General features: G+C 66.4%; 25 protein-coding genes. 17 read left to right on the plus strand and 8 right to left on the minus strand.

Annotation, left to right across the window (positions count from 1 at the left end; genetic code table 11):
- Positions 1 to 25: 25 nt before the first annotated feature.
- Both rpmG and rpmB read right to left on the minus strand, forming a co-directional pair.
- Complete coding sequence (rpmG, locus tag K6T56_09470) at positions 26 to 193, minus strand: 50S ribosomal protein L33 (GenBank protein ID MCL6556575.1); 168 nt, start codon at positions 191 to 193, stop codon at positions 26 to 28.
- A 24-nt stretch (positions 194 to 217) separates the two neighbouring features.
- On the minus strand, positions 218 to 454 hold the full coding sequence (rpmB, locus tag K6T56_09475) for a 50S ribosomal protein L28 (GenBank protein MCL6556576.1): 237 nt from the start codon (positions 452 to 454) through the stop codon (positions 218 to 220).
- Positions 455 to 552: 98 nt separating this feature from the next.
- Between rpmB and ccmA the strand changes: the two genes are divergently transcribed.
- The 9 genes from ccmA to ccmI are packed head-to-tail and all read left to right on the plus strand — an operon-like array spanning position 553 to position 7,340.
- Complete coding sequence (gene ccmA / locus K6T56_09480) at positions 553 to 1,173, plus strand: cytochrome c biogenesis heme-transporting ATPase CcmA (GenBank protein ID MCL6556577.1); 621 nt, start codon at positions 553 to 555, stop codon at positions 1,171 to 1,173.
- Positions 1,170 to 1,835, plus strand: a complete 666-nt coding sequence (ccmB, locus tag K6T56_09485; GenBank protein MCL6556578.1) for a heme exporter protein CcmB — start codon at positions 1,170 to 1,172, stop codon at positions 1,833 to 1,835. Before ccmA ends, ccmB begins: the two co-directional genes overlap by 4 nt.
- On the plus strand, positions 1,835 to 2,575 hold the full coding sequence (gene ccmC, locus K6T56_09490) for a heme ABC transporter permease CcmC (protein MCL6556579.1): 741 nt from the start codon (positions 1,835 to 1,837) through the stop codon (positions 2,573 to 2,575). Before ccmB ends, ccmC begins: the two co-directional genes overlap by 1 nt.
- Positions 2,572 to 2,766: a heme exporter protein CcmD gene (gene ccmD / locus K6T56_09495; GenBank protein MCL6556580.1), complete on the plus strand. Its 195-nt coding sequence runs from the start codon at positions 2,572 to 2,574 to the stop codon at positions 2,764 to 2,766. The genes ccmC and ccmD overlap by 4 nt, the downstream gene beginning before the upstream one ends.
- Positions 2,750 to 3,208, plus strand: coding sequence for a cytochrome c maturation protein CcmE (gene ccmE / locus K6T56_09500; protein ID MCL6556581.1), 459 nt, complete (start codon positions 2,750 to 2,752; stop codon positions 3,206 to 3,208). Before ccmD ends, ccmE begins: the two co-directional genes overlap by 17 nt.
- A 7-nt stretch (positions 3,209 to 3,215) precedes the next feature.
- Positions 3,216 to 5,171 carry a heme lyase CcmF/NrfE family subunit gene (locus K6T56_09505; GenBank protein MCL6556582.1) on the plus strand — a complete coding sequence of 652 codons (1,956 nt, stop codon included), beginning with the start codon at positions 3,216 to 3,218 and terminating at the stop codon, positions 5,169 to 5,171.
- Complete coding sequence (locus K6T56_09510; protein ID MCL6556583.1) at positions 5,171 to 5,695, plus strand: DsbE family thiol:disulfide interchange protein; 525 nt, start codon at positions 5,171 to 5,173, stop codon at positions 5,693 to 5,695. Before K6T56_09505 ends, K6T56_09510 begins: the two co-directional genes overlap by 1 nt.
- Positions 5,692 to 6,174 (plus strand): cytochrome c-type biogenesis protein CcmH, encoded by a 483-nt coding sequence (locus K6T56_09515; GenBank protein ID MCL6556584.1) that lies wholly within the window; start codon positions 5,692 to 5,694, stop codon positions 6,172 to 6,174. Before K6T56_09510 ends, K6T56_09515 begins: the two co-directional genes overlap by 4 nt.
- Positions 6,171 to 7,340: a c-type cytochrome biogenesis protein CcmI gene (ccmI, locus tag K6T56_09520; GenBank protein ID MCL6556585.1), complete on the plus strand. Its 1,170-nt coding sequence runs from the start codon at positions 6,171 to 6,173 to the stop codon at positions 7,338 to 7,340. The genes K6T56_09515 and ccmI overlap by 4 nt, the downstream gene beginning before the upstream one ends.
- 8 nt (positions 7,341 to 7,348) lie before the next feature.
- Here ccmI and radC read toward each other — a convergent pair whose 3' ends face one another.
- Positions 7,349 to 8,026: a DNA repair protein RadC gene (gene radC, locus K6T56_09525; GenBank protein ID MCL6556586.1), complete on the minus strand. Its 678-nt coding sequence runs from the start codon at positions 8,024 to 8,026 to the stop codon at positions 7,349 to 7,351.
- 122 nt (positions 8,027 to 8,148) lie between these two features.
- On the opposite strand from radC, the gene coaBC reads away from it, so the two are divergent.
- The 3 genes from coaBC (at position 8,149) to K6T56_09540 (ending at position 11,494) form a co-directional block, all read left to right on the plus strand.
- The gene (gene coaBC, locus K6T56_09530) at positions 8,149 to 9,351 is read left to right on the plus strand and encodes a bifunctional phosphopantothenoylcysteine decarboxylase/phosphopantothenate--cysteine ligase CoaBC (protein ID MCL6556587.1); all 1,203 of its coding nucleotides are present in this window, start codon (positions 8,149 to 8,151) and stop codon (positions 9,349 to 9,351) included.
- Between the two features lie 86 nt (positions 9,352 to 9,437).
- Positions 9,438 to 9,887: a dUTP diphosphatase gene (gene dut, locus K6T56_09535; GenBank protein ID MCL6556588.1), complete on the plus strand. Its 450-nt coding sequence runs from the start codon at positions 9,438 to 9,440 to the stop codon at positions 9,885 to 9,887.
- Positions 9,888 to 10,018: 131 nt separating this feature from the next.
- The gene (locus K6T56_09540; protein MCL6556589.1) at positions 10,019 to 11,494 is read left to right on the plus strand and encodes a GGDEF domain-containing protein; all 1,476 of its coding nucleotides are present in this window, start codon (positions 10,019 to 10,021) and stop codon (positions 11,492 to 11,494) included.
- Between the two features lie 3 nt (positions 11,495 to 11,497).
- On the opposite strand, the gene K6T56_09545 is transcribed toward K6T56_09540, so the two are convergent.
- Complete coding sequence (locus K6T56_09545) at positions 11,498 to 11,980, minus strand: hypothetical protein (GenBank protein ID MCL6556590.1); 483 nt, start codon at positions 11,978 to 11,980, stop codon at positions 11,498 to 11,500.
- 1 nt (position 11,981) lies between these two features.
- Positions 11,982 to 12,281: a hypothetical protein gene (locus K6T56_09550; GenBank protein ID MCL6556591.1), complete on the minus strand. Its 300-nt coding sequence runs from the start codon at positions 12,279 to 12,281 to the stop codon at positions 11,982 to 11,984.
- Between the two features lie 232 nt (positions 12,282 to 12,513).
- Between K6T56_09550 and K6T56_09555 the strand changes: the two genes are divergently transcribed.
- The 5 genes from K6T56_09555 to K6T56_09575 all read left to right on the plus strand — a co-directional run bounded on the left by K6T56_09555 (position 12,514) and on the right by K6T56_09575 (position 16,722).
- Positions 12,514 to 13,089 (plus strand): LexA family transcriptional regulator, encoded by a 576-nt coding sequence (locus tag K6T56_09555; GenBank protein MCL6556592.1) that lies wholly within the window; start codon positions 12,514 to 12,516, stop codon positions 13,087 to 13,089.
- A 66-nt stretch (positions 13,090 to 13,155) separates the two neighbouring features.
- The gene (locus K6T56_09560; GenBank protein MCL6556593.1) at positions 13,156 to 13,827 is read left to right on the plus strand and encodes an NUDIX hydrolase; all 672 of its coding nucleotides are present in this window, start codon (positions 13,156 to 13,158) and stop codon (positions 13,825 to 13,827) included.
- Between the two features lie 24 nt (positions 13,828 to 13,851).
- Entirely contained in the window at positions 13,852 to 14,862 is a 1,011-nt protein-coding gene (gene nadA, locus K6T56_09565) for a quinolinate synthase NadA (protein MCL6556594.1), read from the plus strand.
- A gap of 60 nt (positions 14,863 to 14,922) precedes the next feature.
- Entirely contained in the window at positions 14,923 to 15,471 is a 549-nt protein-coding gene (locus K6T56_09570) for a hypothetical protein (GenBank protein ID MCL6556595.1), read from the plus strand.
- Positions 15,472 to 15,483: 12 nt separating this feature from the next.
- On the plus strand, positions 15,484 to 16,722 hold the full coding sequence (locus K6T56_09575) for an EAL domain-containing protein (protein MCL6556596.1): 1,239 nt from the start codon (positions 15,484 to 15,486) through the stop codon (positions 16,720 to 16,722).
- On the opposite strand, the gene K6T56_09580 is transcribed toward K6T56_09575, so the two are convergent.
- Genes K6T56_09580 through alaS form a run of 3 tightly spaced genes read right to left on the minus strand, consistent with a single transcriptional unit; the run spans position 16,719 to position 22,417 of the window.
- Positions 16,719 to 17,921 (minus strand): NnrS family protein, encoded by a 1,203-nt coding sequence (locus K6T56_09580; protein ID MCL6556597.1) that lies wholly within the window; start codon positions 17,919 to 17,921, stop codon positions 16,719 to 16,721. The two genes, K6T56_09575 and K6T56_09580, sit on opposite strands and share 4 nt — an antisense overlap.
- A gap of 4 nt (positions 17,922 to 17,925) precedes the next feature.
- On the minus strand, positions 17,926 to 19,773 hold the full coding sequence (gene mnmC, locus K6T56_09585; GenBank protein ID MCL6556598.1) for a bifunctional tRNA (5-methylaminomethyl-2-thiouridine)(34)-methyltransferase MnmD/FAD-dependent 5-carboxymethylaminomethyl-2-thiouridine(34) oxidoreductase MnmC: 1,848 nt from the start codon (positions 19,771 to 19,773) through the stop codon (positions 17,926 to 17,928).
- A 22-nt stretch (positions 19,774 to 19,795) separates the two neighbouring features.
- Positions 19,796 to 22,417: an alanine--tRNA ligase gene (gene alaS / locus K6T56_09590; protein ID MCL6556599.1), complete on the minus strand. Its 2,622-nt coding sequence runs from the start codon at positions 22,415 to 22,417 to the stop codon at positions 19,796 to 19,798.
- Positions 22,418 to 22,512 lie beyond the last annotated feature (95 nt).

Raw genomic sequence — 22,512 nt, forward strand, 5'->3', positions numbered from 1 at the left:
AATCGGGCGGAAATGAAGAGGGTCCTTACTTGAGCTTGGCTTCCTTGTACAGCACGTGCTTGCGCGCCACCGGATCATATTTCTTGAACTCGAGCTTTTCCGGTGTGGTGCGCTTGTTCTTGGTCGTGGTGTAGAAATGGCCCGTGCCCGCCGTGGACTCGAGCTTGATCTTTTCCCGTCCGCCTTTCGCCATGATTCAGTCTCCGGATTCCGGCACTCAGATGCGCTCGCCCTTCGCCCGCAGTTCGGCGAGGACGGCATCGATGCCTTTCTTGTCGATGGTGCGCAGGGCGGCGTTGGTCACCCGCATGCGCACCCAGCGGTTCTCGCTTTCCACCCAGAATTTGCGGTACTGGAGATTGGGCAGGAAGCGACGCTTGGTCTTGTTGTTGGCGTGGGACACGTTGTGGCCCACCATCGGTTTCTTGCCGGTCACTTTGCATACGCGCGCCATGGCAGATTCCTTACCTTGCTGGAAAAAGGCGGAACTATACAGAAGTTTGCAAAATCCCTCAAGAGGCGGTATCGTGCCGCTCTTTCGTTTTCCTCACCATGCTGGAAGCCGTCGATCTTTCCTGCGAACGGGGCGGCCGCACCCTCTTTTCCGGCCTGAGTTTCACCCTCGCTCCCGGACAGGCCCTGCTCGTCACCGGCCCCAATGGCGCGGGCAAGACCAGCCTTCTGCGCATCCTGTGTGGGTTGAGCCCCCCTTTCACCGGGGAGGTGCGCTGGCAGGGGCAGGGGCTTGCCGCCGCGGCCGACCGCTTCCGCGGCGCGCTCTTCTACCTGGGCCATCACAATGGCATCAAGGATGAGCTCACCGCGTTGGAAAACCTCCACATCAACGCCACCCTGGCGGGGGACTCCCTGTCGGAGGAGGCCGCGCGGGCGGCGCTGGCCGGGATGGGGCTCGCCGGCCGCGAGGACCTTCCCGCCAAGACCCTCTCCCAGGGGCAGCGGCGGCGGGTGGCGCTTGCGCGCCTGTTGGTGAGCCATGCCCCCCTCTGGGTGCTCGATGAACCCTTGACCGCCCTCGACAGCCGTGCCGCGGCGTTGATCGAAAGCCGCCTGCGCGCCCATCTCGCCGACGGGGGGCTTGTGGTCCTCACCACCCACCAGCCCATCGATCTGCCGGAAATCGCCCTGCGCCGGCTGACCTTGGGGGAGGCATGAGGATCTTCTTCACCCTCGTGCGCCGCGACCTGTTGGTTGCCTACCGCCGGCGGATGGACGTGCTGGTGAGTCTCATCTTTTTCGTCATCGTCGTCAGCCTCTTCCCCTTGGGTGTGGGGCCGGAGCGGGAAACGCTGCGCCTCATTGCACCCGGCGTGGTGTGGGTGGCGGCCCTGCTTTCGGCCATGCTGGCCCTGCCCCGCCTGTTCGCCGCCGATCACCAGGATGGGACTCTGGAACAGATGCTGCTCGCTCCTTTTCCGCTGTCCGCCATCGTGCTCGCCAAGGTGCTCGCCCACTGGCTCGTCTCCGGGCTGCCCCTGGCCTTCATGGCCCCCGTGTTGGGCCTGCAGTTCGACCTGCCGACAAGCGCGCTGCTGGCGTTGCTTGCATCGCTCCTTCTGGGCACGCCCGCCCTCTCCCTCATCGGCGCCATTGGCGCTGCGCTCACCCTGGGTCTGCGCGGAGGCGGCGTGTTGTTGTCCCTACTCGTGCTCCCGCTGTACATTCCGGTTTTGATTTTCGGCGCGGGCGCCGTGGAGACCACCATGATGGGAATGACGCCGGAAGGACATCTGTCCCTGCTGGGCGCCTTTCTGATTCTGGCCGTGCTGGCCACCCCCTTCGTCGCCGCCGCGGCCCTGCGTATTGCCCTTGAGTGATGAAGATCAACTGGTTCAAATACGCCTCCCCGGCCACCTTCTACCCCCTGGCCGGCCGCATGATCCCCTGGTTCTACACCGCGGCCGCGCTGCTGTGCGCCGTGGGACTTTATGTGTCCTTTTTCCTCGCCCCCACCGACGCCACCCAAGGTGAGGCCTATCGCATCATTTTCATCCACGTGCCGGCCGCCTGGATGTCCATGTTCATCTACCTGGTGATGGCTTTCTGGGCCGGCATCGGACTTGCCTTCAACACGCGGCTTTCCTCCATGATGGCCCAGGCCCTGGCGCCCACCGGCGCCATGTTCACCTTCGTCGCCCTGTGGACGGGCGCGCTGTGGGGCAAACCCACCTGGGGCACCTGGTGGGTGTGGGATGCGCGCCTCACCTCGGAGCTCATCCTGCTTTTCCTTTACCTGGGCTATCTCGCGCTGACCGCCGCCATCGACGATCCCCGCCGCGCCGACAAGGCCGGGGCCATCCTCGCCCTGGTGGGCGCGGTGAACGTGCCCATCATCTATTTTTCGGTACAATGGTGGAACACGTTGCACCAGGGCGCTTCCGTCAGTCTCACGCGGGCGCCCAGCATGGCCAGGATCATGCTGATCGGCATGCTCCTCATGGCCTTGGCCGCCTGGATGTATTCCATCGCCGCGGCGCTGTCGCGGGTCCGCCTCATCATCCTCGAACGGGAAAAGAATACCGCCTGGGTGCGCGAAGTCTTGGAGCGCGAAGCATGAATTGGGGCAGTTGGTCCGCCTTCTGGCACATGGGCGGTTATGGCCTGTACGTGTGGGGTTCCTATGGTGTCACCCTGCTTTGTCTTGCGGGCGAGATCTGGCTGCTTGGCCGACGCCGCAGAACTTTGCTCGCCCGCTTGAATCAGATGCTCAGGCTTTCCCGCCAAAACGGAAATGAAACCCCGACATAAGAAACTCGCCCTAATCGCCGCCGGACTTGCCGCCCTTGCCGCCGCCACGGCCCTGGTGCTCAACGCCTTCGAAAGCAATCTGGTGTTCTTCTTCACCCCCACCCAGGTGGCGAAGGGGGAAGCGCCCGTGGATCGCACCTTCCGCATCGGGGGCATGGTGGAGGAAGGCAGCCTGCGGCGGGAGCCCGATGGCCTGACGGTGAGCTTCGTCATCACCGATCGGTTAAACCGCCTGCCCGTCACCTACAAGGGCATCCTTCCCGACCTCTTCAAGGAGGGCAAGGGCGCGGTGGTGCAGGGCCGGCTCAAGGCCGATGGCCTGTTCGTCGCCGATCAGGTGCTGGCCAAGCACGACGAGAACTACATGCCGCCTGAGGCCGCCCACTCTTTGGAAGAGGCGCGCAAGGCCGCCGCCCAGACCGGCAAAACACTGCGCCCTTGAGGCCCCCATGATCCCTGAACTCGGTCATTTCGCCCTCATCCTCGCCCTGCTCCTCGCCCTGGTGCAGGGGACCCTGCCTTTCCTCGGCGCCGCCCGCAACGCTCCCAATCTCATGGCGGTGGCGCGCCCCGCCGCGGTGGGACAGTTCGTCTTCCTCGCCTTTGCCTTCGGCTGCCTCGCCTACGCTTTCCTCACCAATGATTTCTCCGTGCGCTACGTGGCCGCCAATTCCAACAGCGAGCTGCCGCTCCACTACCGCTTCACGGCGGTGTGGGGAGGCCATGAAGGTTCCATGCTGCTGTGGACCTTCATGCTCGCCCTGTGGGGACTTTTCGTGAGTGCCTTCTCCCGCCACCTGCCGGATGATCTGGTGGCGCGGGTGCTGGGGGTCATGGGGGCCATCGCCGTGGGTTTCCTGCTGTTTTTGCTCCTCACCTCCAATCCTTTCGAGCGCCTGTTGCCCGCCCCCCTGGAAGGCCGCGACCTCAATCCCCTGCTGCAGGACCCGGGCATGGTGTTCCATCCGCCCATGCTGTACATGGGCTATGTGGGCTTTTCCATCGCCTTCGCCTTCGCCCTGGCGGCGCTGCTGGCCGGACGGCTGGATGCGGCCTGGGCACGCTGGTCGCGGCCCTGGACCACGGCGGCTTGGGTCTTCCTCACCCTGGGCATCGCCCTGGGCAGCTTCTGGGCCTACTACGAGTTGGGCTGGGGCGGCTGGTGGTTCTGGGACCCGGTGGAAAACGCCTCCTTCATGCCCTGGCTGGTGGGCACCGCCTTGATCCATTCCCTCGCGGTGACGGAAAAGCGCGGCGCCTTCAAGAGCTGGACGGTGCTGCTCGCCATCGTCGCCTTTTCCCTGTCCCTTCTAGGCACCTTCCTCGTCCGTTCCGGGGTGCTCACCTCGGTGCATGCCTTCGCCACCGATCCCAGGCGGGGCGTGTTCATTCTGGGCTTTCTTGCCCTCGTGATCGGCGTGTCGCTGTTTCTTTTCGCCTGGCGCGCGCCCAGGGTGGGGGTGGGGGGCCGCTTCGCCCTGCTTTCCCGCGAGACCCTGCTGCTTGCCAACAATGTGCTCCTCCTGGTGGCGGCGGGCGCCGTGCTGCTGGGCACCCTCTATCCCCTCTTCATCGACGCCCTGGGTCTAGGCAAGATTTCCGTGGGGCCGCCGTATTTCGATGCCGTCTTCCTGCCCCTGATGGTCCCCGTGGTTTTCCTCATGGGGGTGGGGCCCATCACCCGCTGGAAGCAACACCCCCTTCCGGACCTGGCGACCCGCCTCAAATGGGCTTTCGGCCTCGCGGTGGTGACAAGCCTCCTCCTGCCCTGGGTGCTGGGCCACTGGACGCCTCTCATCATGCTCGGCTTTCTGCTCGCCTTCTGGGTCTTCGCCACGGTCGCCGTGGCGGTGTGGCAGCGTTTGCGCGGCAGCCGCAACAGGCCGCCGCGCGCCTTCTGGGGGATGCATCTCGCCCATCTCGGGGTGGGGGTGTTCATCATCGGCGTGACGGTGGTGAAGGGATTCGAAATCGAGCGGGACGTGAAAATGAAGGTGGGGGACCACACCACCGTGGCCGGCTACACCTTCGTCTTCCGGGAGCTGGCCGACAGGACCGGGCCCAATTACCAGGCCACCCAGGCGCGGGTGGAGGTCCTGCGGGAGGGCAGGCACGTGGCGTTGCTGCGGCCGGAAAAGCGGGTCTACAACGCCTCCCGCATGCCCATGACGGAGGCCGCCATCGACGCCGGCCTCACCCGCCACCTTTACGTCTCCATGGGCGAGCCGCTGCCGGATGGCGCCTGGGTGGTGCGGGTCTATTACAAGCCCTTCGTGAGCTGGATCTGGGGCGGCTGTCTCCTCATGGCACTGGGGGGGCTCGCCGCCCTCACCGACCGGCGCTACCGCACCCGCCATGAAGGGGCAGTCGCGGCACCGCAGGCGCTGGCGGGGGGTGTGGCCTGATGGCGCGTTTTCTCATCCCCCTCGTCATTTTCGCGGTGCTGGTCTTCTTCCTCTGGCAGGGGCTGTCGCGCAATCCGCGGGAAGTGCCCTCGCCCCTGGTGGGCAAGCCGGCGCCGGCCTTCACCCTGCCCCGCCTCGATGCGCCAGACAAAACCTTCTCCCCCGCCGACATGCGGGGGAAAGTGTGGCTTCTCAATGTGTGGGCATCCTGGTGTGTCTCCTGCCGGGAGGAGCATCCGGTGCTGGTGGACCTGGCGAAAAGCGGCGATGTGTCCATCGTCGGTCTCAACTACAAGGACCAGCCGGCGGATGCCCAGGCGTGGCTTGCCCGCTTCGGCAACCCCTACCAGCTGAGCGTGATGGATGCCGACGGCCGGGTGGGCATCGACTACGGGGTGTACGGCGTGCCCGAGACCTATGTGATCGACCGGCAGGGCATCATCCGCATGAAGCACATCGGCCCGGTGACCCCGGAGGTGCTGGGCACCAAAATCCTGCCCTTAGTGGCGGAGCTGTCCCGATGAAGACCTGGCTTGCCGCCTGTCTCTTTCTCCTTGCTGCTGTCGCCCCGGCGTTTGGCGGGGAAGCCCCACCCGAGGCCCCGGACCCGGCACTGGAGGCGCGGCTCATGGCCCTTGCCCGGGAACTCCGCTGCCTCGTCTGCCAGAACGAAAGCCTCGCGGATTCCCAAGCCGATCTCGCCCAGGACCTACGGCGGGAAATCCGCGAGCTCATGCGCCAAGGTAAAAGCGATGCGGAAATCAAACGCTATCTCACCGACCGCTACGGTGACTTCGTCCTTTACCGGCCGCCGCTGAAATCCACCACCTGGTTCCTCTGGTTCGGGCCTTTTCTCCTCCTCGTCGGCGGACTCGCCGGTTTCGTCTATTTCCTCCTGCGCCGCCGCCAAAGCCTGCCGGACAGCCCCCTCGACCCGGAGGAGGCGGCACGGGTGCGGGCGCTGCTGGATAGCCAAAACACCGCCAGGGATTCCCAGTCATGACCGCTTTCCTCCTGGCGGCGGGGCTTTTGGCCCTGCTTGCCGTGCTCTTTGTCGTGCTCCCCCTCCTGCGCGGGCAGCGCCTCTCCCTGCCCCACGACGCCGCCAACGTGGCGGTCTATCGGGATGAGCTTGCGGAACTCGAAGCCGACCGGGAGGCGGGCACCCTGTCCCAAGCCGACTACGAGGCCGCCCGCCGGGAGCTGGAACGTCGGCTTTTGCAGGACATCACCGGGGAGGGGAAGCCCGCGGCTCTTTTCCCCCGCTGGCCGGCAGTCCTCCTCGCCCTCTTCCTTCCCCTGGCCGCCGCGAGCCTTTACTGGCGGCTGGGAGAACCCGCGGCCATCACGGCGCCCCGCCTTACGGGGCTCACACCCACCCAGCAGGTGCAGGCCCTGCTGCCGGCGCTGGAAAAACACCTCAAGGAGGCGCCGGAGGATGCCACCGGCTGGCGCATGCTGGCCAAGGCCTACATGGCGCTGGAGCGTTACCCGGAGGCGGCCGCCGCCATGGAACGGGCAGCAAAGCTTCTGCCCCGGGATGCCCAGGTACTCGCCGACCAAGCCGATGCCCTCGCCATGGCCCAGGGCCAGCGGCTTGCGGGCCGACCCCAGGCGCTGCTTGCCCGCGCCCTGGAACTCGATCCGGACAATGGCAAGGCGCTTTATCTTGCCGGTTACGCGGCGCTGGAGGCGGGCGACCGGGAGACCGCCGCCCGCCACTGGAAGCGCCTCCTCGCCCGCCTGCCGGCGGATTCGGAGGACGCCGCCACCGTCCGCCAGCAGCTCGAGGAAATCGGAGCAGCCACCCCCCGCGCAGAGCAAAAGGCCGCCATCAGCGGCACGGTGCGGCTTCATGAATCCCTGCGGGCACGGGTTGCGCCGGAGGACACGGTCTTCGTCTTCGCCCGCGCGGTGAACGGGCCCCGCATGCCTCTCGCCATCCTGCGCCTGAAGGCGCGGGAGCTGCCCGCCCCCTTCCGCCTCGACGACAGCCAAGCCATGTCCCCCGCAATGCGCCTGTCGGGCGCGCGCGAGGTGGTGGTGGGAGCCCGCATCAGCAAAAGTGGCAACGCCACCCCCCGGCCCGGCGACCTGGAGGGCGTGAGCGCCCCCGTGAAACCGGGGGCGCGGGAAGTCACGGTGGTGATCGACCGCGTGGTGCCCTGAGGCCAACCCTACAGCAGGCCCCGTTCGGCGAAGGACACCCCCGGGGTGCCGGCGGCGACGATGAAATGGTCCAGCACCCGCACGTCGATGAGGGCGAGGGCTTCCTTGAGCGCCCGGGTGAGGGCTTCATCGGCGCGGCTGGGCTCCGCCACCCCGGAGGGGTGGTTGTGGGCAAGGATCACCCCGGCGGCATTGTGAGTGAGCGCCCGCTTGACCACTTCCCGGGGATAGACACTGGTTTCCTTGAGGGAGCCGCGGAAGAGCTCCTCACAGGCAATGACCCGGTTCTGGGTGTCCAGGAAGACCGCGACGAACACCTCATGGGGGCGGTCGGCCAGGCGCAGCCGCAGATAGTCCCGCACCGCCTGGGGCGAGGAAAGGGCATCCTGTTTTTCCGCCCGTTCCGCCAGGGCGCGGCGGGCGAGCTCCAGCACCGCCTGCATCTGGGCGTATTTGGCCGGCCCCAGGCCGGGCAGGCGCTGGAATTCGGCATAGGAGGCGCCAAACAGCCGGTTGAGGGAGCCGAAATGGGCGATGAGATCCCGGGCAAGATCCACCGCGCTCTTGCCGGCAACTCCGGTTCGCAGGAAGATGGCGAGCAGTTCCGCATCGGAAAGGGCCTGCGCCCCCTGGCTGATGAGGCGCTCCCGCGGCCGCTCCGCCGCGGGCCAGTCGGCAATGGCCATGAATCACTCCCTGATCGTTGGCAGGAGAACCTCATCGCGGAAAGCCCCCTTTCCCCGGGAAGCGATGTCCCGGCTGGGGCCGGGTTGGGGGCCGCAAGGGTTCTCGTTGAAACGGACGGATTATGGCGGATTTTGATTCCAAACGCATATTGCTGGGGGTAACCGGCGGTATCGCCGCCTACAAGGCGGCGGAACTGACGCGCCTTCTCGTGGGGCGGCGTATGGAGGTGCAGGTGGTGATGACGGAGGCCGCCACCCGCTTCATCACCCCCGTCACCCTGCAGGCCCTGTCGGGCAAGCCGGTGTTCGTCAGCCTCTGGGATCCCCGCATCGACAATGGCATGGCCCACATCGAATTCACCCGGGATGCGGACGCCTGCCTGGTGGCGCCCGCCAGTGCCGACTTCCTCGCCAAGCTGGCCCAGGGACGGGCCGACGACCTTTTGTCCACCCTGTGTCTTGCGCGTGAGTGCCCACTTCTTGTCGCCCCTGCCATGAACCGGCAGATGTGGGAAAACCCCGCGACCCAGCGCAACCTGGAGCAAATCCGTCGCGATGGCATCGTGGTGCTGGGTCCCGCAAGCGGCGAGCAGGCCTGCGGCGAGTGGGGCATGGGGCGCATGCTGGAGCCTGCCGAACTGCTCGAGGACCTGGAGGCCTTCTTCCAGCCCAAACTCCTTGACGGCAAACGGGTGCTGGTGACGGCGGGCCCCACCTTCGAGGCCATCGATGCCGTGCGGGGCATCACCAACCGCTCATCGGGCAAAATGGGCTATGCGGTAGCCCGCGCCGCCCTGGAAGCCGGCGCCACGGTGACCCTGATCACCGGCCCCACCCAGCTCAAAGCCCCGCGGGGCGCGAAGGTGATCCCCGTCGTTTCCGCCCAGGAGATGCTCAACGCGGTGAACGCGGAAGTGGACACGGCGGACATCTTCATCAGCGTGGCGGCGGTGGCGGACTACTACGTCCTCAACCCGTCGGAACACAAGATCAAGAAGGATGCCCACATCCTCACCCTGGAGCTTGCCCCCAATCCGGACATCCTCGCCAACGTGACCAGCCGGCCCAACCCGCCCTTCTGTGTGGGCTTTGCCGGGGAAAGCGAAAATCTCCACGAGTTCGCCGAACTCAAGCGCCGGCGCAAGCATCTGCCGCTGCTTGCGGCAAACCTGGTCCAGGAGGCGGTGGGGGGCGACACCTCGCGGCTCACCCTGTTCGACGACAATGGCGTGCACGCCCTGCCGCCGGGACCCAAGATCGAGCTCGCCCGCGCCCTCATCTGCCATATCGCAACCCTGTACGCGGCTACGAATTCTGCGCGCTGAACACGCCGGTTTCCATTCCCAGCAACAGGGGGGGCCGGGCATAATAGCGTCACCGCCTCCCCATAACAGGCCAGTCAAGGCCGGGCATGGAAACCATCGAACTCAAAATCCTTGATCCCCGGATGAAGGCGCTTTTGCCCGCCTATGCCACGGCGGGCTCCGCCGGCCTCGATCTGCGCGCCGCCATCGAGGCACCCTTATGCCTGGCCCCCGGGCAGACCGAACTCATCCCCACGGGGCTTGCCATCCACATCGGCAACGCGGGCTATGCGGGCCTCATCCTGCCCCGCTCGGGGCTCGGCCACAAACACGGCATCGTGCTGGGCAATCTGGTGGGCCTCATCGACTCCGACTACCAGGGACAGCTTTTCGTCTCCTGCTGGAACCGCGGCCAGGAGGCATTCACCCTGCATCCCCTGGACAGGATCGCCCAACTGGTGATCGTTCCCGTGGTGCGGGTGGCCTTCGACATCGTCGAGGAGTTCCAGGCAAGCGAACGGGGTAGCGGCGGATTTGGCAGCACCGGCAGGCAATAGCCGGCCCCTATACGCCTGGCACGGAATGTGCTCAAGGCCCCGGGAAGGAGACAGCCCGGCATGGCCGGAAAAACACTCAACCACGGGCTCCGGCGGCAAGACCGGAGCGGTGAGCGGAGCAGAAGCGCGTCATGAAGCCTTCCCTCGCCCGCCTGTTTTTGGTGGGATTCTTCGTGCTGGCCCTGGCCGCCTCGGCGGGGGGATTCCTGCTGCATGCCGTGGTTTCCCTGCACCAGCATTACCTCAAGAGGGAACCGCCACCCTATGCCCAGGCCGTCCTCGCCGCCCAGTTGCAGAACCTGCCCATCCGCCTGCGCGAGGAGGCCCGCGCCATCGCCCGCTCCCCCCTGACCCTCGAGGTCCTCGCCGAAGGGGACCACACCGCCCGTCAGAATCTCGTCGCCACCCTGCGGGGCCTGTACCCGGACTTGCAGGAGATCCAGATCCTGAGCGAAGACGAGGCGGCGGGAAGGCAACCCGTCGCCGGGAGCTTGAGCCCCGCCCAGCGGGAACTCATCGAGCTTTTGCGGCAAAAACCGGACAGCCCCGACGCCATGCGGGTGGATCGGCTCAACCTGCGCTTTTCCGCCCCCGTGCGCCATCCGGACAACGACCACCTGCTGGGCTACGTGCTCCTTGCCCGCGATCTCGGCGACATCCAGCTCCTTTTCTCCGGCACCCCCCTCCTCGATGGCTACGCGGAACTGCAGCAGGAGGAAGGGGGCCACTTCGTCACCGTGCTCAAACGGGGCGATGAAGGCCTCAAGGCCATCACCCCGCCCCGGTACACGGAAATTTCCGGCACGCCCTGGCGGCTTGCCACCTGGTCCGCGCCGCCCCCGGGGGGGCTGCTTTCCGACCTCAAAACCAGTTTCGTCCTGGTCTGGGCGGGACTGGTTTTGCTCCTAGCTCTGACGCTGGCCCTCATCTACTTCTACGGCAACCGGGCCCTGCAGGACGATCTTGCCGCGCTCACCAAGCTCTTCTCCGACCTCGGCAAAAACCGCCTGCGCAAAGCCTACAACGTGCAGTTGGAGGAGCTGCAGCTGGCCTTTCACGTCATGTACCAGTTGGCGAAGCTCACGGTGGGCAAGCACCTGGCCGTGGTGAATTCGGCGGGCATGGATCATCTGTCCCAGGTACACAACCGGCGCAGCTTCGACGCCAAGCAACACGAAATTTTCCAGCAGGTGAAGGAGGGTTGGCCGGCCAGTCTGCTCATCCTGGACATCGACGAATTCAAGCGGATCAACGACATCTATGGCCACGATGCCGGCGACCAGCTCATCGTCCAGTTTGGCAAGGCCCTCAAAGAGCGGCTCCGGTCCAGTGACTTCGTGGCCCGCTTGGGAGGTGACGAGTTCTGCGTGATTTTCCCCAACACGCCCTTGAAGCGGGCGATGGAACTGGCCGAGCGGCTGCGCCGCAGCATGCCCGCCACGCTGGAGCTTGCGCCCGGCGTGGTGCACGCCCTCTCCTGGAGCGGCGGGCTTTCCGAGTACAACCGTAACGATCAGTCGGAGAATGCGGCGCTTGCCCGCGCCGACCAGGCGCTTCTGGAAGCCAAGCGGGGGGGACGCAATCGCACCGAGGCGAAGGCCGCTTGAGGCTCAGAAGGGACCCATCTGGGTGCTGGAGAAAAGCAGCTCGTGGGCGCGGCGGGCGAATTCCTCCGCCTTCGCGTCGTCGATGAAGAGCTTGATGAGCTTACGGCAGGAATCGATGGTGGCGGCGAGCTCCTGCGGGCTTTGCCCCGATTCCTCGATTTTTTTCACCACCTTCCCGCTTTGCGCCCCCAGGAGGGAACGGGCCAGGGCGATCAGCTCCGCCTTGGGGTCACCCACGGCGCGGCCGCGCCGCCCCGCTTCCTCCGCGGTGGCAATGTAGCCCTCCTGGGCCAGGGTGGCCAGCGCCGCCTCCACGTCCGGCACCCCCAGTGCCCGCTCGAGGATGCGGGACACCGGCGACTTGCCATCGACCAGGATCAGCACCCGCCGCAGCGTGTGGGCGAGGCCATGGCTGCGACGTTCGAATTCCTCCTCGCCCTTGGCGGTGCGCACGAAAACCAGCCGGGGGTCCATGGTGAGTTCCATTTCAAGCCGACAGTTCTTCGATCACGGTATGGATGAGCTTGATGGTGATGGCCACATAGATCGCGCCGAAGAAGAAAATCAGCGCCACCACGTACCGGAGCGTGACCTCCGAGAGCTCACCGAGAAAGGGCATGGCGGCGTAACCGATGGAGAACAACACCACCATGGCGGTGAGCACCCGCCAGCGTTTGCCCACCACCCCGCCGGGCACCCGCGATTTCAGGCTGAAGACCAGCCACAGGCAGTAGAGCATGACGATGATGGCCGAAGCCATGATGACTGTAATGATCTCGACATCCATGTTGGCGTTTCCTCGTTTTGTTGTTGCTTTTGCGTCGGCACCCGCCGACCCCCATCCCGCCTCACGGGATATATTAGCGTAACACGACCCGGTCCTTTTGGATCATGCCCCAACCTGCGCAAATACGCATGCAAGTTCCACGCCAGCGCCTGGGTTGGCCGACAAGCGGCGGGCCCGGCGATCAGCATCACGAGTCTTGACGGATCGAACATTCGTTCGATAGGATGCCGGCATGGGGGACGATGCCCGCTACCTCGCCAAGCTGCAGGATTTCTACGCCCGCCACCGCGTGCTGCCCGCCTATTCCACCATGGGCGAGCTCCTGGGTTTGCGCTCCAAGTCGTCGGTTGCCGCCCTCATCGAACGGCTCAAGCGCGCGGGCTTCCTGGAAACCGCGCCGGACCGCCGGCTCAAGCCCACCGCCCGCTTTTTCCAGCGCCCCCGGGTGGAAAGCGTGCGCGCCGGCCTCCCCCACCCGGCAGCGGAAGGCAACCCGGAAGGCCTCACCCTCGATGAATACCTCATCGAGCGCCCCTCCCGCACCGTGCTCATCACCGTCAAGGGCGATTCCATGGTGGAGGCGGGCATCCGCGAAGGGGACATCGTGGTGGTGGAACGCCGCCCCACCGCCGAGGTGGGGGACATCGTGGTGGCCATCGTGGACGACGAGTTCACCCTCAAATTCCTGGACAGGGATGGCGAAGGCTTTCTCCTCAAACCCGCCAATCCTGCCTATCGGCCCATCCGCCCCGCCGGCAGCCTGGAAATCTACGGCGTGGTGGTGGGTCTCGTGCGCAAGTACCGCTGAGTCCGCCTTGACATAGTGTAATCCGGACACTATTCTCGGGGTCCGGATGACAGACCTGTGACAGGCGTGGCTCCCTTCTGCTACTCCCACCCCCATCCCGCGGTCACCACGGATGTGGTGCTGTTCACCATCCGCGAGGAGCGGTTGCAACTGGTGCTCGTGCGCCGGCGCAATCCGCCCTTTGCCGGTCAGTGGGCGCTGCCGGGCGGCTTCCTCGACCTCAAGGAGGACCTCGCCGCCTGCGCGTTGCGGGAATTGAAGGAGGAGACGGGGATCACCGACGTCTATCTGGAGCAGCTCTACACCTTCGGCCGTCCGGACCGCGATCCCCGCGAGCGGGTGATTTCCGTTGCCTATTATGGGCTCGCCCCCGCCGACCGGCTGCAGCTCAAGCCCAGCTCGGATGCCACGGAAGCGGCCTGGTTTCCCTACGGGGCGCTGCCGCCCTTAGCCTTCGATCACCGGGAGATCGTGGAAAAGGCCCATGAGCGGCTGGTGGCCAAGCTGGGCTACTCCACCATTGCTTTCCAGTTTCTACCCGCCGAATTCACCCTTGGCGAGCTGCAGGAGGTGTACGAAATCATCCGCTCGGAGCGGCTGGACAAGCGCAATTTCCGCAAGTGGATCCTCACCCGCAACCTGATCGAGGAAACCGGCGCCACCCGCCGCAATGGCAGTCGCCGCCCCGCCAAGCTCTTTCGCACCAGGCATCCCGGCCGCGTGGAAATCATCCGTTAGCGGCCCCAACCCCTCGAGGCGCCCATGGAACCCACCCTCCCCTTTCCCCTCGAATCCCCCGCGGAAGACCAGGCGGCCCGGCTCGTTCGCATCAAGCGGCTGCTTGCGGACCAGGATGCCGTGCTGGTGGCCCACTATTACACCGACGCCGCCTTGCAAACCCTGGCCGATGAGACCGGCGGCTGTGTGGCGGATTCCCTGGAAATGGCGCGCTTCGGCCGCGCCCATCCGGCGCGCACCCTGGTGGTGGCGGGCGTGCGTTTCATGGGGGAGACGGCCAAAATCCTCAATCCGGAAAAACGGGTGCTCTTGGTGGAAAAGGAAGCCACCTGCTCCTTGGACGATGCCTGTCCGGCCGACCGCTTCGCCGCCTTCTGCGATGCCCATCCGGATCGTACCGTGGTCGTCTATGCCAACACCAGCGCAGCGGTGAAGGCCCGCGCCGACTGGGTGGTGACCTCCAGCATCGCCGTCGAGGTGGTGGCCCACCTCCATGCCCAGGGGCGGAAGATCCTCTGGGCGCCGGACAAACATCTGGGAAGCTATGTGCAGCGGGTGACCGGTGCCGACCTCCTCCTCTGGGACGGGAGCTGTGTGGTGCACGAGCGGTTCAAGGCCGATCTCCTCGCCCAGATGAAACAGCGGCACCCGGGCGCGGCGGTGCTCGTGCATCCGGAATCCCCGGCCGAGGTGGTGGCCCAGGCCGACGTGGTGGGATCCACCACCACCCTCATCCGCGCCGTGCGGGAACTCCCCAACCGGGAATTCATCGTCGCCACCGACAACGGCATCCTGCACAAAATGCGCGAGGCCGCCCCCGACAAAGTCTTCCTCGAAGCCCCCAGCGGCGGGGCCGGGGCCACCTGTGCAAGCTGTGCCCACTGTCCGTGGATGGCCATGAACAGTCTTGCCAGCCTGGAGCGGGTGCTCACCACCGGCGCCAACGAGATCCACATCGACGAAGCCATCCGCCGCCGCGCGGTGGTGCCCATCCAGCGCATGCTGGATTTCGCCGCCTCCCGGCACGGGCGGTAAGCCGCGTTCAAGTCCCGCCTCTGCCTGCCGTTAAAGGAGGCAGGACTCGGGAAACATGGCGTGATCAAACTTGCCCTCCGGTTGAAGGACCGTCTGCTCGCCCTCTGGCGCCGCCCCACTTCCGTGGACGAGCCCGCGCACGCCGAGGACCCCGAGGCGAAGGAGGCGCCGGCAGAACCAGAACCCCCGCCGGCCCCACCCCCGGAAGCGGCCGTGGCCGCGGCAAGCCCTGTGCGGCCGGGCTTTCCCCGCGGCCTCTGGCTGGGGGCAGCGGCCCTCCTCTTCGCCGCCGCCGGGGCCTTCGCCGCCGTCCTCGTCATGGGTAGCCGCGAAAACGCCGCCTTCCAGCAGCTCAAGGCAAGACAGGCGGCCCTGGAAGAGGAAAACCGGCGGCATCATTCCCAGCCCATCATTCCTGCCCCTGACCGACCGGTTACGGAAGTGGTCAAGCCGTCTTCGCCCGCCCCGGCCAGCCTGCCGGCGGTGGAAGCCCCACCCCGGGGCGCACCCGTGAGCGGCGAATGCCTGGTCTCCGGGGAGGACGACCTACGTGGGGTGGTGCACGAATGCATCACCGCCTTCAACCGCGCCGCAGCCCGACGCCGCTGACGGGAGAAGACCATGGAAGAGCGCATCTTCCTCGCCCGTCAGCCCATCCTCGACCGGCAGCAGAATCTTTTCGCCTACGAGCTCCTCTTCCGCGACAGCGCGAGCGGAACCGCCAACGTGAAAAGCGACCTCGCCGCCACGGCCCAGGTCATCACCCGCCTTTTCTCCGAGATGGGGGTGCAGGCCGTTCTCGGCCAGGCCCTGGGCTTCATCAATGTGAGCCGGGAAATGCTGCTTTCCGACATGATCGAACTCCTGCCCGCCAATCAGATCGTGCTGGAAATCCTGGAGACGGTGGAAGTGGATCGCGCCGTGGTGGACCGCTGCGTGGCGCTCAAGAAGGCGGGCTTCACCCTCGCCCTCGACGATTTCACCGTGCTGCGGGAGGAATACCGGATGCTTCTGCCCCTGGTGGACATCGTCAAGGTGGACGTGATGGGCATGGATACGGCAGCCCTGCACGAAGCCTGCCAGCGGCTCAAACCCTGGCCTGCCAAGCTGCTCGCGGAAAAAATCGACGACCGCGGCCAGTTTGTCACCTGCCTTGAGCTGGGCTTCCACTATTTCCAGGGCTATTTCTTTGCCAGGCCATTGGTCATGGAGGCGCGGCGGGCCGATCCCTCCCAGCTTACGCTGCTCAAGCTTTTGGCCCTGGTGCTGGAAGATGCGGAAACCACGGAGCTGGAAAACGCCTTCAAGCAGGACCCCAAGCTCACCTACAGTCTGCTGCGGCTCACCAATTCCGTGGCCTGTGGTGTCACCCAACGCATCCGCAGCCTCTCCCAGGCCATCGTCGTGCTGGGCCGCCGCCAGCTCCTGCGCTGGCTGCAGCTCCTCCTCTTCGCCCTGGAGCAGGGCAGCGGGCCCTATCCCACCCCCCTCATGCGGCTGGCGGCGGCGCGGGGGAAGACCATGGAGATCCTCGCCCGCATCGGCGCCGCCAAGGACCGCGTGCTACAGGATCAGGCCTTCATGACCGGTGTGTTCTCCCTCCTCGACGTGCTGCTGGGACAGCCCCTGGCAGACCTCGTGGAACAGTTGCGCCTGGATGACGATCTGAAAATCGCCCTGCTTGAGCGGCAGGGACAACTGGGGCGTCTGCTTCGCCTCTGCGAGGCGATGGAGAAGGCCGACTTCGACGCCGTGGCGGCCATTTTGCGGGAACTGCCGGCACTCAGCCCCCACGACCTCATGGAAGCCCAGCTCGCCGCCGCCCGCTGGGTGGACAGTCTGGCCGAAACGAGCCCTTAGCCCGGCTGGCCGTCGATGCGGGGGCGCAGCCACATGGGCGCATAAATCCAGAGGAAAAGGGCGAAGGCCAGCGCCCACAGCCACTGGGTTGCGCCGAGGAAGAAGGGATAGGCCGCCGGCCAGAACAGGGGGCCCAGCACCCGGGTCACGAAGGCCGCCAACATGAGGAAAAACACTGCCGTCAGCAACCGGGGTGGTGCCTGGATGCTGCGGCCGGTGTGGCCAAGGCTCACCCGCGCCATCATGCCCACCGTCATCAGCCCGATGCCGCCGGCGGCGAAGGCATGCACGGCCAGGAAGGGCGACACCCCCGCCCAGATGGCCAGCGCCTTGAGGGCAAAGCCCAGCACCGCCGCCCCATAGCCGAGGTACAGAATCCACAGCAAGGGCTTGCGCCAAATCCCGGGCGTATGCCAGTCGTAAAGCCGCACCCCGTGCACCACGAAAAGCGCCAGCGCACTCACTCCCGCAAGCCACGGCCAGGGCAAGAAGACATCCGCCGCCCAGAAGAGCAGCATCAAGGCGAGGCTCGCCCGATCCACCCAGACGCGGTTTTTCAGGGTCACCGGATAGCCTACCCCCCGCTCGATGAAAAAGGGCACGACGCGCCGACCCATGACGAAAATCAGGGAGACCACCAGATAGAGCCCGGAATAGAGTCCCCAGCGCACCGCCGGGGCGTGGGACATCGCCCCCCAATAGAAAAGCCCGTTGGCCAGCACGAGGAGCAGCACCTTGGAGACGATCCCGTACTGCCGCCACTGCCCGGCGCGAGCGAGCGGCTGGGCGAGGGCGCCGACGAGGAACAGCCCGAAGGCAAGGTCGAAAAGCGCGGCGAGATGCCAAGCCCTGGGGGCAAAGCCCATCATGAGCCGCGCGGCAAGCCACAGGGCACAAGCCGCCGCCAGGGCCGGCCCACGTAGGGTGGGAAGATTCGTCCAGTTGCGCACGGCAGTCAGGAGAAATCCGGCCACCACCGCCAGCGCATAGCCGAAGATCATCTCGTGGGCGTGCCAGGCGGCAGGCGCCACCGGCAGGGGCGCCGGCAGGGGCCAGGCGTAGAGCTGGCTGCCCGTCCACAGGGGGATGGAAAGCAGGGAAAACACCGCCGCCAGGAGAAAGAAGGGGCGGAAACCCAGGTTGAAAAGGGCGAAGGGATGGAGTTTTGCGGCAGGGGGAGTGAGGGGGACCACGGTCATGACTTCATTCTCCGAAAAAACCAGGGACTTCGCCTTGACGGACCTCAAGGCCGGAAAACCGTTGCGGGGAGGCGGCCTCCAGGAGACCGCGGGGCACGGGCGGCAGGGTGCCGGTGAGGGCTGCGGCGAGGATTTCCCCCGCCAGTCCCGTGGTGATCAGTCCCCGCGTGCCATGGGCGAGGCTCACCCCCAATCCCGGCGCGGCGAGGCCGACGATGGGCATGGCGCCCGGCGCGGAACAGCGCACCGCCGCCCGGCCACCCACGATGCGCGCGCCTTCGCCCCCCAGCGCGGCGTAGAGGGCCGGGGTGCCGGCGGCAAGCCGCGCCAGGTTTTCTGCGTGTTCTGCCGTCCGCAGATCGGTGCCCGCATCGTCGAAGCGGCTGCTTGCCCCCAGTACATGGCGCCCGGCAAGCGCCGGGGTGAGATACACTTCGCCGCAGACCACGGGTTCAAGGCGCAGACTCGTCGGGGTGGCGGCGACCTCCGTGATCTGGCCCCGCACCGGCTGCAAAGGGAGGCTTACCAGGGGGGGAAGCTTTCGCGCGGCAACGGCATTCGCCACCACCACCGCCGCGGCCGTGTAGCCTCCCCGGACAGTTTCCACCTGCCAGCCCTCACTGGTGGGGCAAAGTCCCGTCACGGGCTCCCCCAGGCAAAGTCTGAGCCCCTCCCCCTGCCGCGCGGCAAGGCGCGCCGGCCTCACCCACCCGCCCTGGGGAAACCAAAGGCCGGGAAAGGAGAGGGGCAGGCCGGCAAGACGGCCGGCCTCCTGGGCAGCAACCGGCTCTAGGAGGTGAGGGGGCCAGACAAGCCCCGCCAGGCGCTCGATCCGTCGCGCTTCTTTCGGTGTCACCGCAAGCTGCAGCAGTCCGCATTCTGCCCGCTGTTCCCCGTCCACCGGCACGATTTCGTCGAGCTGGCCCAGCGCATGGCCCCAGGCCGCCAGCAGCAGGCGCTGCAGGGCGCCCATGCCGGCGGCAAGACGCAGGTGGAGCACGCCCACGGGATTGCCCGAGGCACCGCTTGCCAAAACCGGCGCGGCATCGAGCAGGGTCACGGCAAGGCCGCGGCGGGCGAGCGCGAAGCCTGCTGCGGTGCCCGCGAGCCCACCGCCGATGACGAGGACAGGCCCCTTGGGCAGGCCCGCAGGCGGCGCGGCCGCGGGCTTGCGGCCCACGGTCATTTCCCGTTTGCGGCCAAAGCCCCGGCGCTTTTCCACGGCAAAGCCCGCCGCGGCGAGGTTGCGCCGCACCCAGCCGGCGGCGGTGTAGGTGGCCAACGTCGCTCCAGGGCGGCTTGCGCGGGAAAGCTCCCGGCACACCGCCGCCGACCACATTTCCGGATTCTTCGCCGGGGCAAACCCGTCCAGGAACCAGGCGTCCATCGCCCCATCGGGCAGCCCTGACAGGGCCTTGAGCACGTCTTCCCAGGCGAGCGTCAGGCGCACCCGTCCCTGGGCGAAATGCCAGCGGTTCCAGCCCGGCACCCGCCGCCGCCAGCGCGCCGCAAGCTGCGGGACAAAGGGCGCAAGCGGGGGGAAGGGCGCCAGGGCCGCCGCCCATTCCGCCGCCTCCAGGGGATGGGCTTCGATGCCGAAATAATCGAGCTGCGCCCCGGCGGGGGCGAGGGCCTCAAACAGGCGCCAGGTGGCAAGGAAGTTGAGCCCTGTGCCAAAACCGGTCTCGCCGAGGGTGAAGGTCTCACCGGGCGCAAGCTTGGCGAAACGGGCGGCAAGGTCATTGCCGGCGAGAAAAACATGCTCGCTCTCCCCCAAGCCCGATTCGGCGGAGAAATAGACGTCGCCAAAGCGGGGGGAGAAGGGGCAGCCGTCACGCCAGTCGATGGCCATGGCGCGCCCGCAGCGGGGCCGGCTACAGCCGGTTTTCCACCCAGGCCGCCACGGATTGCAGAGCAGCCGGCAGGTTCTCCGGCTGGCTGCCGCCCGCCTGGGCCATGTCCGGACGGCCGCCGCCCCGGCCGCCCACTTGGGCCGCCACATGGTTGACGAGCTCGCCGGCGGCAAGCCGCGCGGTGAGGTCGGGGGTGACCCCGGCGATCAGGGTGACCCTGCCCCCGTCGCGGCTTGCCAGAACGATGGCTGCGCTTTTGAGTTTGTCCTTGAGCTTGTCCAGGGTCTCGCGCAGGGCCTTGGCATCCGCCCCCTCGATTTCCGCGGCCAGCACCTTCACCCCTTTGACCGTCACCGCGCTTTCCGCGAGCTCCTCCCCGCGGGCGGCAGCAAGCTTGGATTTGAGCCGCGCCAGCTCCTTCTCCAGGTGCTTCACGTTGTCCAGGATCTGCGCGATTTTCTGGGTGACTTCCTCGGGATGGGTCTTCAGGGCGGAAGCCGCGGCAAGCAGACGATCCTCCTCCTGCTGCACGTATTGCAGAGCGAGATCACCGGTCACCGCCTCGATGCGACGGATGCCGGCAGCCACCCCGGATTCGGAAACGATCTTGAACAGGCCGATGTCCCCCGAGCGCTTCACATGGGTGCCGCCACAGAGTTCGGTGGAGAAATCCCCCATGCCCACCACGCGCACCTCGTCCCCGTATTTTTCGCCAAAGAGGGCAAGTGCCCCGTGACGGATGGCTTCGTCGTATTTCATGAGGCGCACCTGCACCGGATAGTTGGCACGGATGGCCTCGTTGACCAGGGTTTCCACCCGGTGCAGCTCCTCGGGGGTGAGGGGCTGGGGATGGGAAAAATCGAAGCGGGTGCGTTGCGCGTCCACCAAGGAGCCCTTCTGCATGACGTGATTGCCCAGCACGCGGCGCAGCGCGGCGTGCAAAAGATGGGTGGCGGAATGATTCCACGCCGCCCGCTGGCGCGCCACCTGGTCCACCTGCGCCTCCACTACATCGCCCACGCTGAGCGTGCCGACGGCAAGCCGCCCCTTGTGGCCGAAAACCTCGGCCTGGATCTTCTGCGTGTCTTCCACGACGAAGGTGCCATGGGTGGCCGCAAGCTGCCCCCGGTCACCCACCTGACCGCCGGATTCCGCATAGAAGGGCGTGCGGTCGAGCACCACCACCGCCTCATCCCCCGCCTGGATTTGGCTCACCTGGGTGCCTTCCTTGTAGATGGCCAGCACCTGGGCCTGCAGGTTCAGGGTGTCATAACCGTGGAAGGCAGTGGGTTGACCCTCGAATTTCACCACCTGCCCCATGTGGAAACGGGAAGCCGCCCGCGCCCGCTCCCGTTGCAGGGCCATGGCATGTTCGAAACCGGCGAAGTCCACGGTGAAGCCCCGCTCGCGGGCGATGTCCGCGGTGAGGTCGAGGGGAAAGCCGAAGGTGTCGTAGAGGCGGAAGACGGTTTCCCCATCGAGGATACGATCCCCCCCCGTGCCGTGCATGGCAGCCTCCAGCACCGCCATGCCGTGCTCCAGGGTCTCGGCGAATTTTTCCTCTTCCTGCCGCAACACGCCCATCACCCGCTCCTGCGCTTGGGGCAGCTCCGGATAGGCTTCGCCCATCACCCGCGCCAGGTCCGGCACCAGCTTGTAGAAGAAGGGCTCCCGACGACCCAGCTTGTAGCCGTGGCGGATGGCGCGGCGGATGATGCGGCGCAGCACATAACCCCGCCCCTCGTTGCCGGGAATCACCCCATCGACGATGAGGAAGGAACAGGCGCGGATGTGGTCGGCGATCACCCGCAGCGAATTGCTGGTGAGATCCGGGGCGCCGGTCTCCCGCGCCGCGGCTTCGATGAGATCGCGGAAAAGATCGATCTCGTAATTGGAATGCACGCCCTGCATCACCGCGCTGATGCGCTCGAGACCCATGCCGGTGTCCACGGAGGGTTTTGGCAGGGAATGCAGCAGACCGTTTTCGTCGCGGTTGAACTGCATGAAGACCAGGTTCCAGATTTCGATGTAGCGATCGCCGTCGGCCTCCGGGCTGCCGGGTGGGCCGCCTGGCACTTCCGGGCCGTGGTCGTAAAAGATCTCCGTGCACGGGCCGCAGGGGCCGGTATCCCCCATGGACCAGAAATTGTCGGAGTGGTATTTGCCCGCCCCGGGCTTGTCGCCGATGCGGGCGAGGCGCTCGGGGGGCACGCCGATTTCGTTGAGCCAGATGTCCGCCGCCTCATCGTCCTCCTCGTACACCGTCACCCACAGCCTCTGCTCGGGGATGCCCAGCTCGCGGGTGAGAAACTCCCAGGCATACTGGATGGCATTGCGCTTGAAGTAGTCGCCGAAGCTGAAATTGCCCAGCATCTCGAAGAAGGTGTGGTGCCGCGCGGTGTAGCCCACGTTTTCCAGGTCGTTGTGTTTGCCTCCGGCGCGCAGGCAACGCTGGCTGGAGGCGGCGCGCACATAGGGTCGGGTCTCGCGGCCGAGGAAGACGTCCTTGAACTGCACCATCCCGGCGTTGGTGAAAAGCAGCGTCGGGTCATTGCCGGGGATGAGGGAGCTGGAGGGCACGATGGTGTGCCCCTTGGAGGCGAAATAGTCGAGGAAGAGGCGGCGGATTTCGCTGGACTTCATGGGCTTTCCTGAAGGCGGGATGAATGACGCATAAAAACCAGGATGATAGCGCGAATCCCCGCCTTCAGGGGCAACCGCCTTTGCCGCCGGCGCGG

The organism is Burkholderiales bacterium (assembly GCA_023511995.1).
Lineage (GTDB): Bacteria > Pseudomonadota > Gammaproteobacteria > Burkholderiales > Thiobacteraceae > Thiobacter.

Bases quoted from the DNA above. Each gene is read 5' to 3' on its own strand.
- ccmA (MCL6556577.1), top strand. From the start codon at position 553: ATGCTGGAAGCCGTCGATCTTTCCTGCGAACGGGGCGGCCGCACCCTC.
- K6T56_09515 (MCL6556584.1), top strand. From the start codon at position 5,692: ATGAAGACCTGGCTTGCCGCCTGTCTCTTTCTCCTTGCTGCTGTCGCC.
- K6T56_09505 (MCL6556582.1), top strand. From the start codon at position 3,216: ATGATCCCTGAACTCGGTCATTTCGCCCTCATCCTCGCCCTGCTCCTC.
- mnmC (MCL6556598.1), bottom strand. From the start codon at position 19,773: ATGGCCATCGACTGGCGTGACGGCTGCCCCTTCTCCCCCCGCTTTGGC.
- K6T56_09550 (MCL6556591.1), bottom strand. From the start codon at position 12,281: ATGGATGTCGAGATCATTACAGTCATCATGGCTTCGGCCATCATCGTC.
- ccmD (MCL6556580.1), top strand. From the start codon at position 2,572: ATGAATTGGGGCAGTTGGTCCGCCTTCTGGCACATGGGCGGTTATGGC.
- coaBC (MCL6556587.1), top strand. From the start codon at position 8,149: ATGGCGGATTTTGATTCCAAACGCATATTGCTGGGGGTAACCGGCGGT.
- ccmI (MCL6556585.1), top strand. From the start codon at position 6,171: ATGACCGCTTTCCTCCTGGCGGCGGGGCTTTTGGCCCTGCTTGCCGTG.
- dut (MCL6556588.1), top strand. From the start codon at position 9,438: ATGGAAACCATCGAACTCAAAATCCTTGATCCCCGGATGAAGGCGCTT.
- rpmB (MCL6556576.1), bottom strand. From the start codon at position 454: ATGGCGCGCGTATGCAAAGTGACCGGCAAGAAACCGATGGTGGGCCAC.
- alaS (MCL6556599.1), bottom strand. From the start codon at position 22,417: ATGAAGTCCAGCGAAATCCGCCGCCTCTTCCTCGACTATTTCGCCTCC.
- K6T56_09545 (MCL6556590.1), bottom strand. From the start codon at position 11,980: ATGGAACTCACCATGGACCCCCGGCTGGTTTTCGTGCGCACCGCCAAG.
- nadA (MCL6556594.1), top strand. From the start codon at position 13,852: ATGGAACCCACCCTCCCCTTTCCCCTCGAATCCCCCGCGGAAGACCAG.
- K6T56_09575 (MCL6556596.1), top strand. From the start codon at position 15,484: ATGGAAGAGCGCATCTTCCTCGCCCGTCAGCCCATCCTCGACCGGCAG.
- ccmC (MCL6556579.1), top strand. From the start codon at position 1,835: ATGAAGATCAACTGGTTCAAATACGCCTCCCCGGCCACCTTCTACCCC.
- K6T56_09555 (MCL6556592.1), top strand. From the start codon at position 12,514: ATGGGGGACGATGCCCGCTACCTCGCCAAGCTGCAGGATTTCTACGCC.
- radC (MCL6556586.1), bottom strand. From the start codon at position 8,026: ATGGCCATTGCCGACTGGCCCGCGGCGGAGCGGCCGCGGGAGCGCCTC.
- ccmB (MCL6556578.1), top strand. From the start codon at position 1,170: ATGAGGATCTTCTTCACCCTCGTGCGCCGCGACCTGTTGGTTGCCTAC.
- rpmG (MCL6556575.1), bottom strand. From the start codon at position 193: ATGGCGAAAGGCGGACGGGAAAAGATCAAGCTCGAGTCCACGGCGGGC.
- ccmE (MCL6556581.1), top strand. From the start codon at position 2,750: ATGAAACCCCGACATAAGAAACTCGCCCTAATCGCCGCCGGACTTGCC.
- K6T56_09540 (MCL6556589.1), top strand. From the start codon at position 10,019: ATGAAGCCTTCCCTCGCCCGCCTGTTTTTGGTGGGATTCTTCGTGCTG.
- K6T56_09510 (MCL6556583.1), top strand. From the start codon at position 5,171: ATGGCGCGTTTTCTCATCCCCCTCGTCATTTTCGCGGTGCTGGTCTTC.
- K6T56_09580 (MCL6556597.1), bottom strand. From the start codon at position 17,921: ATGACCGTGGTCCCCCTCACTCCCCCTGCCGCAAAACTCCATCCCTTC.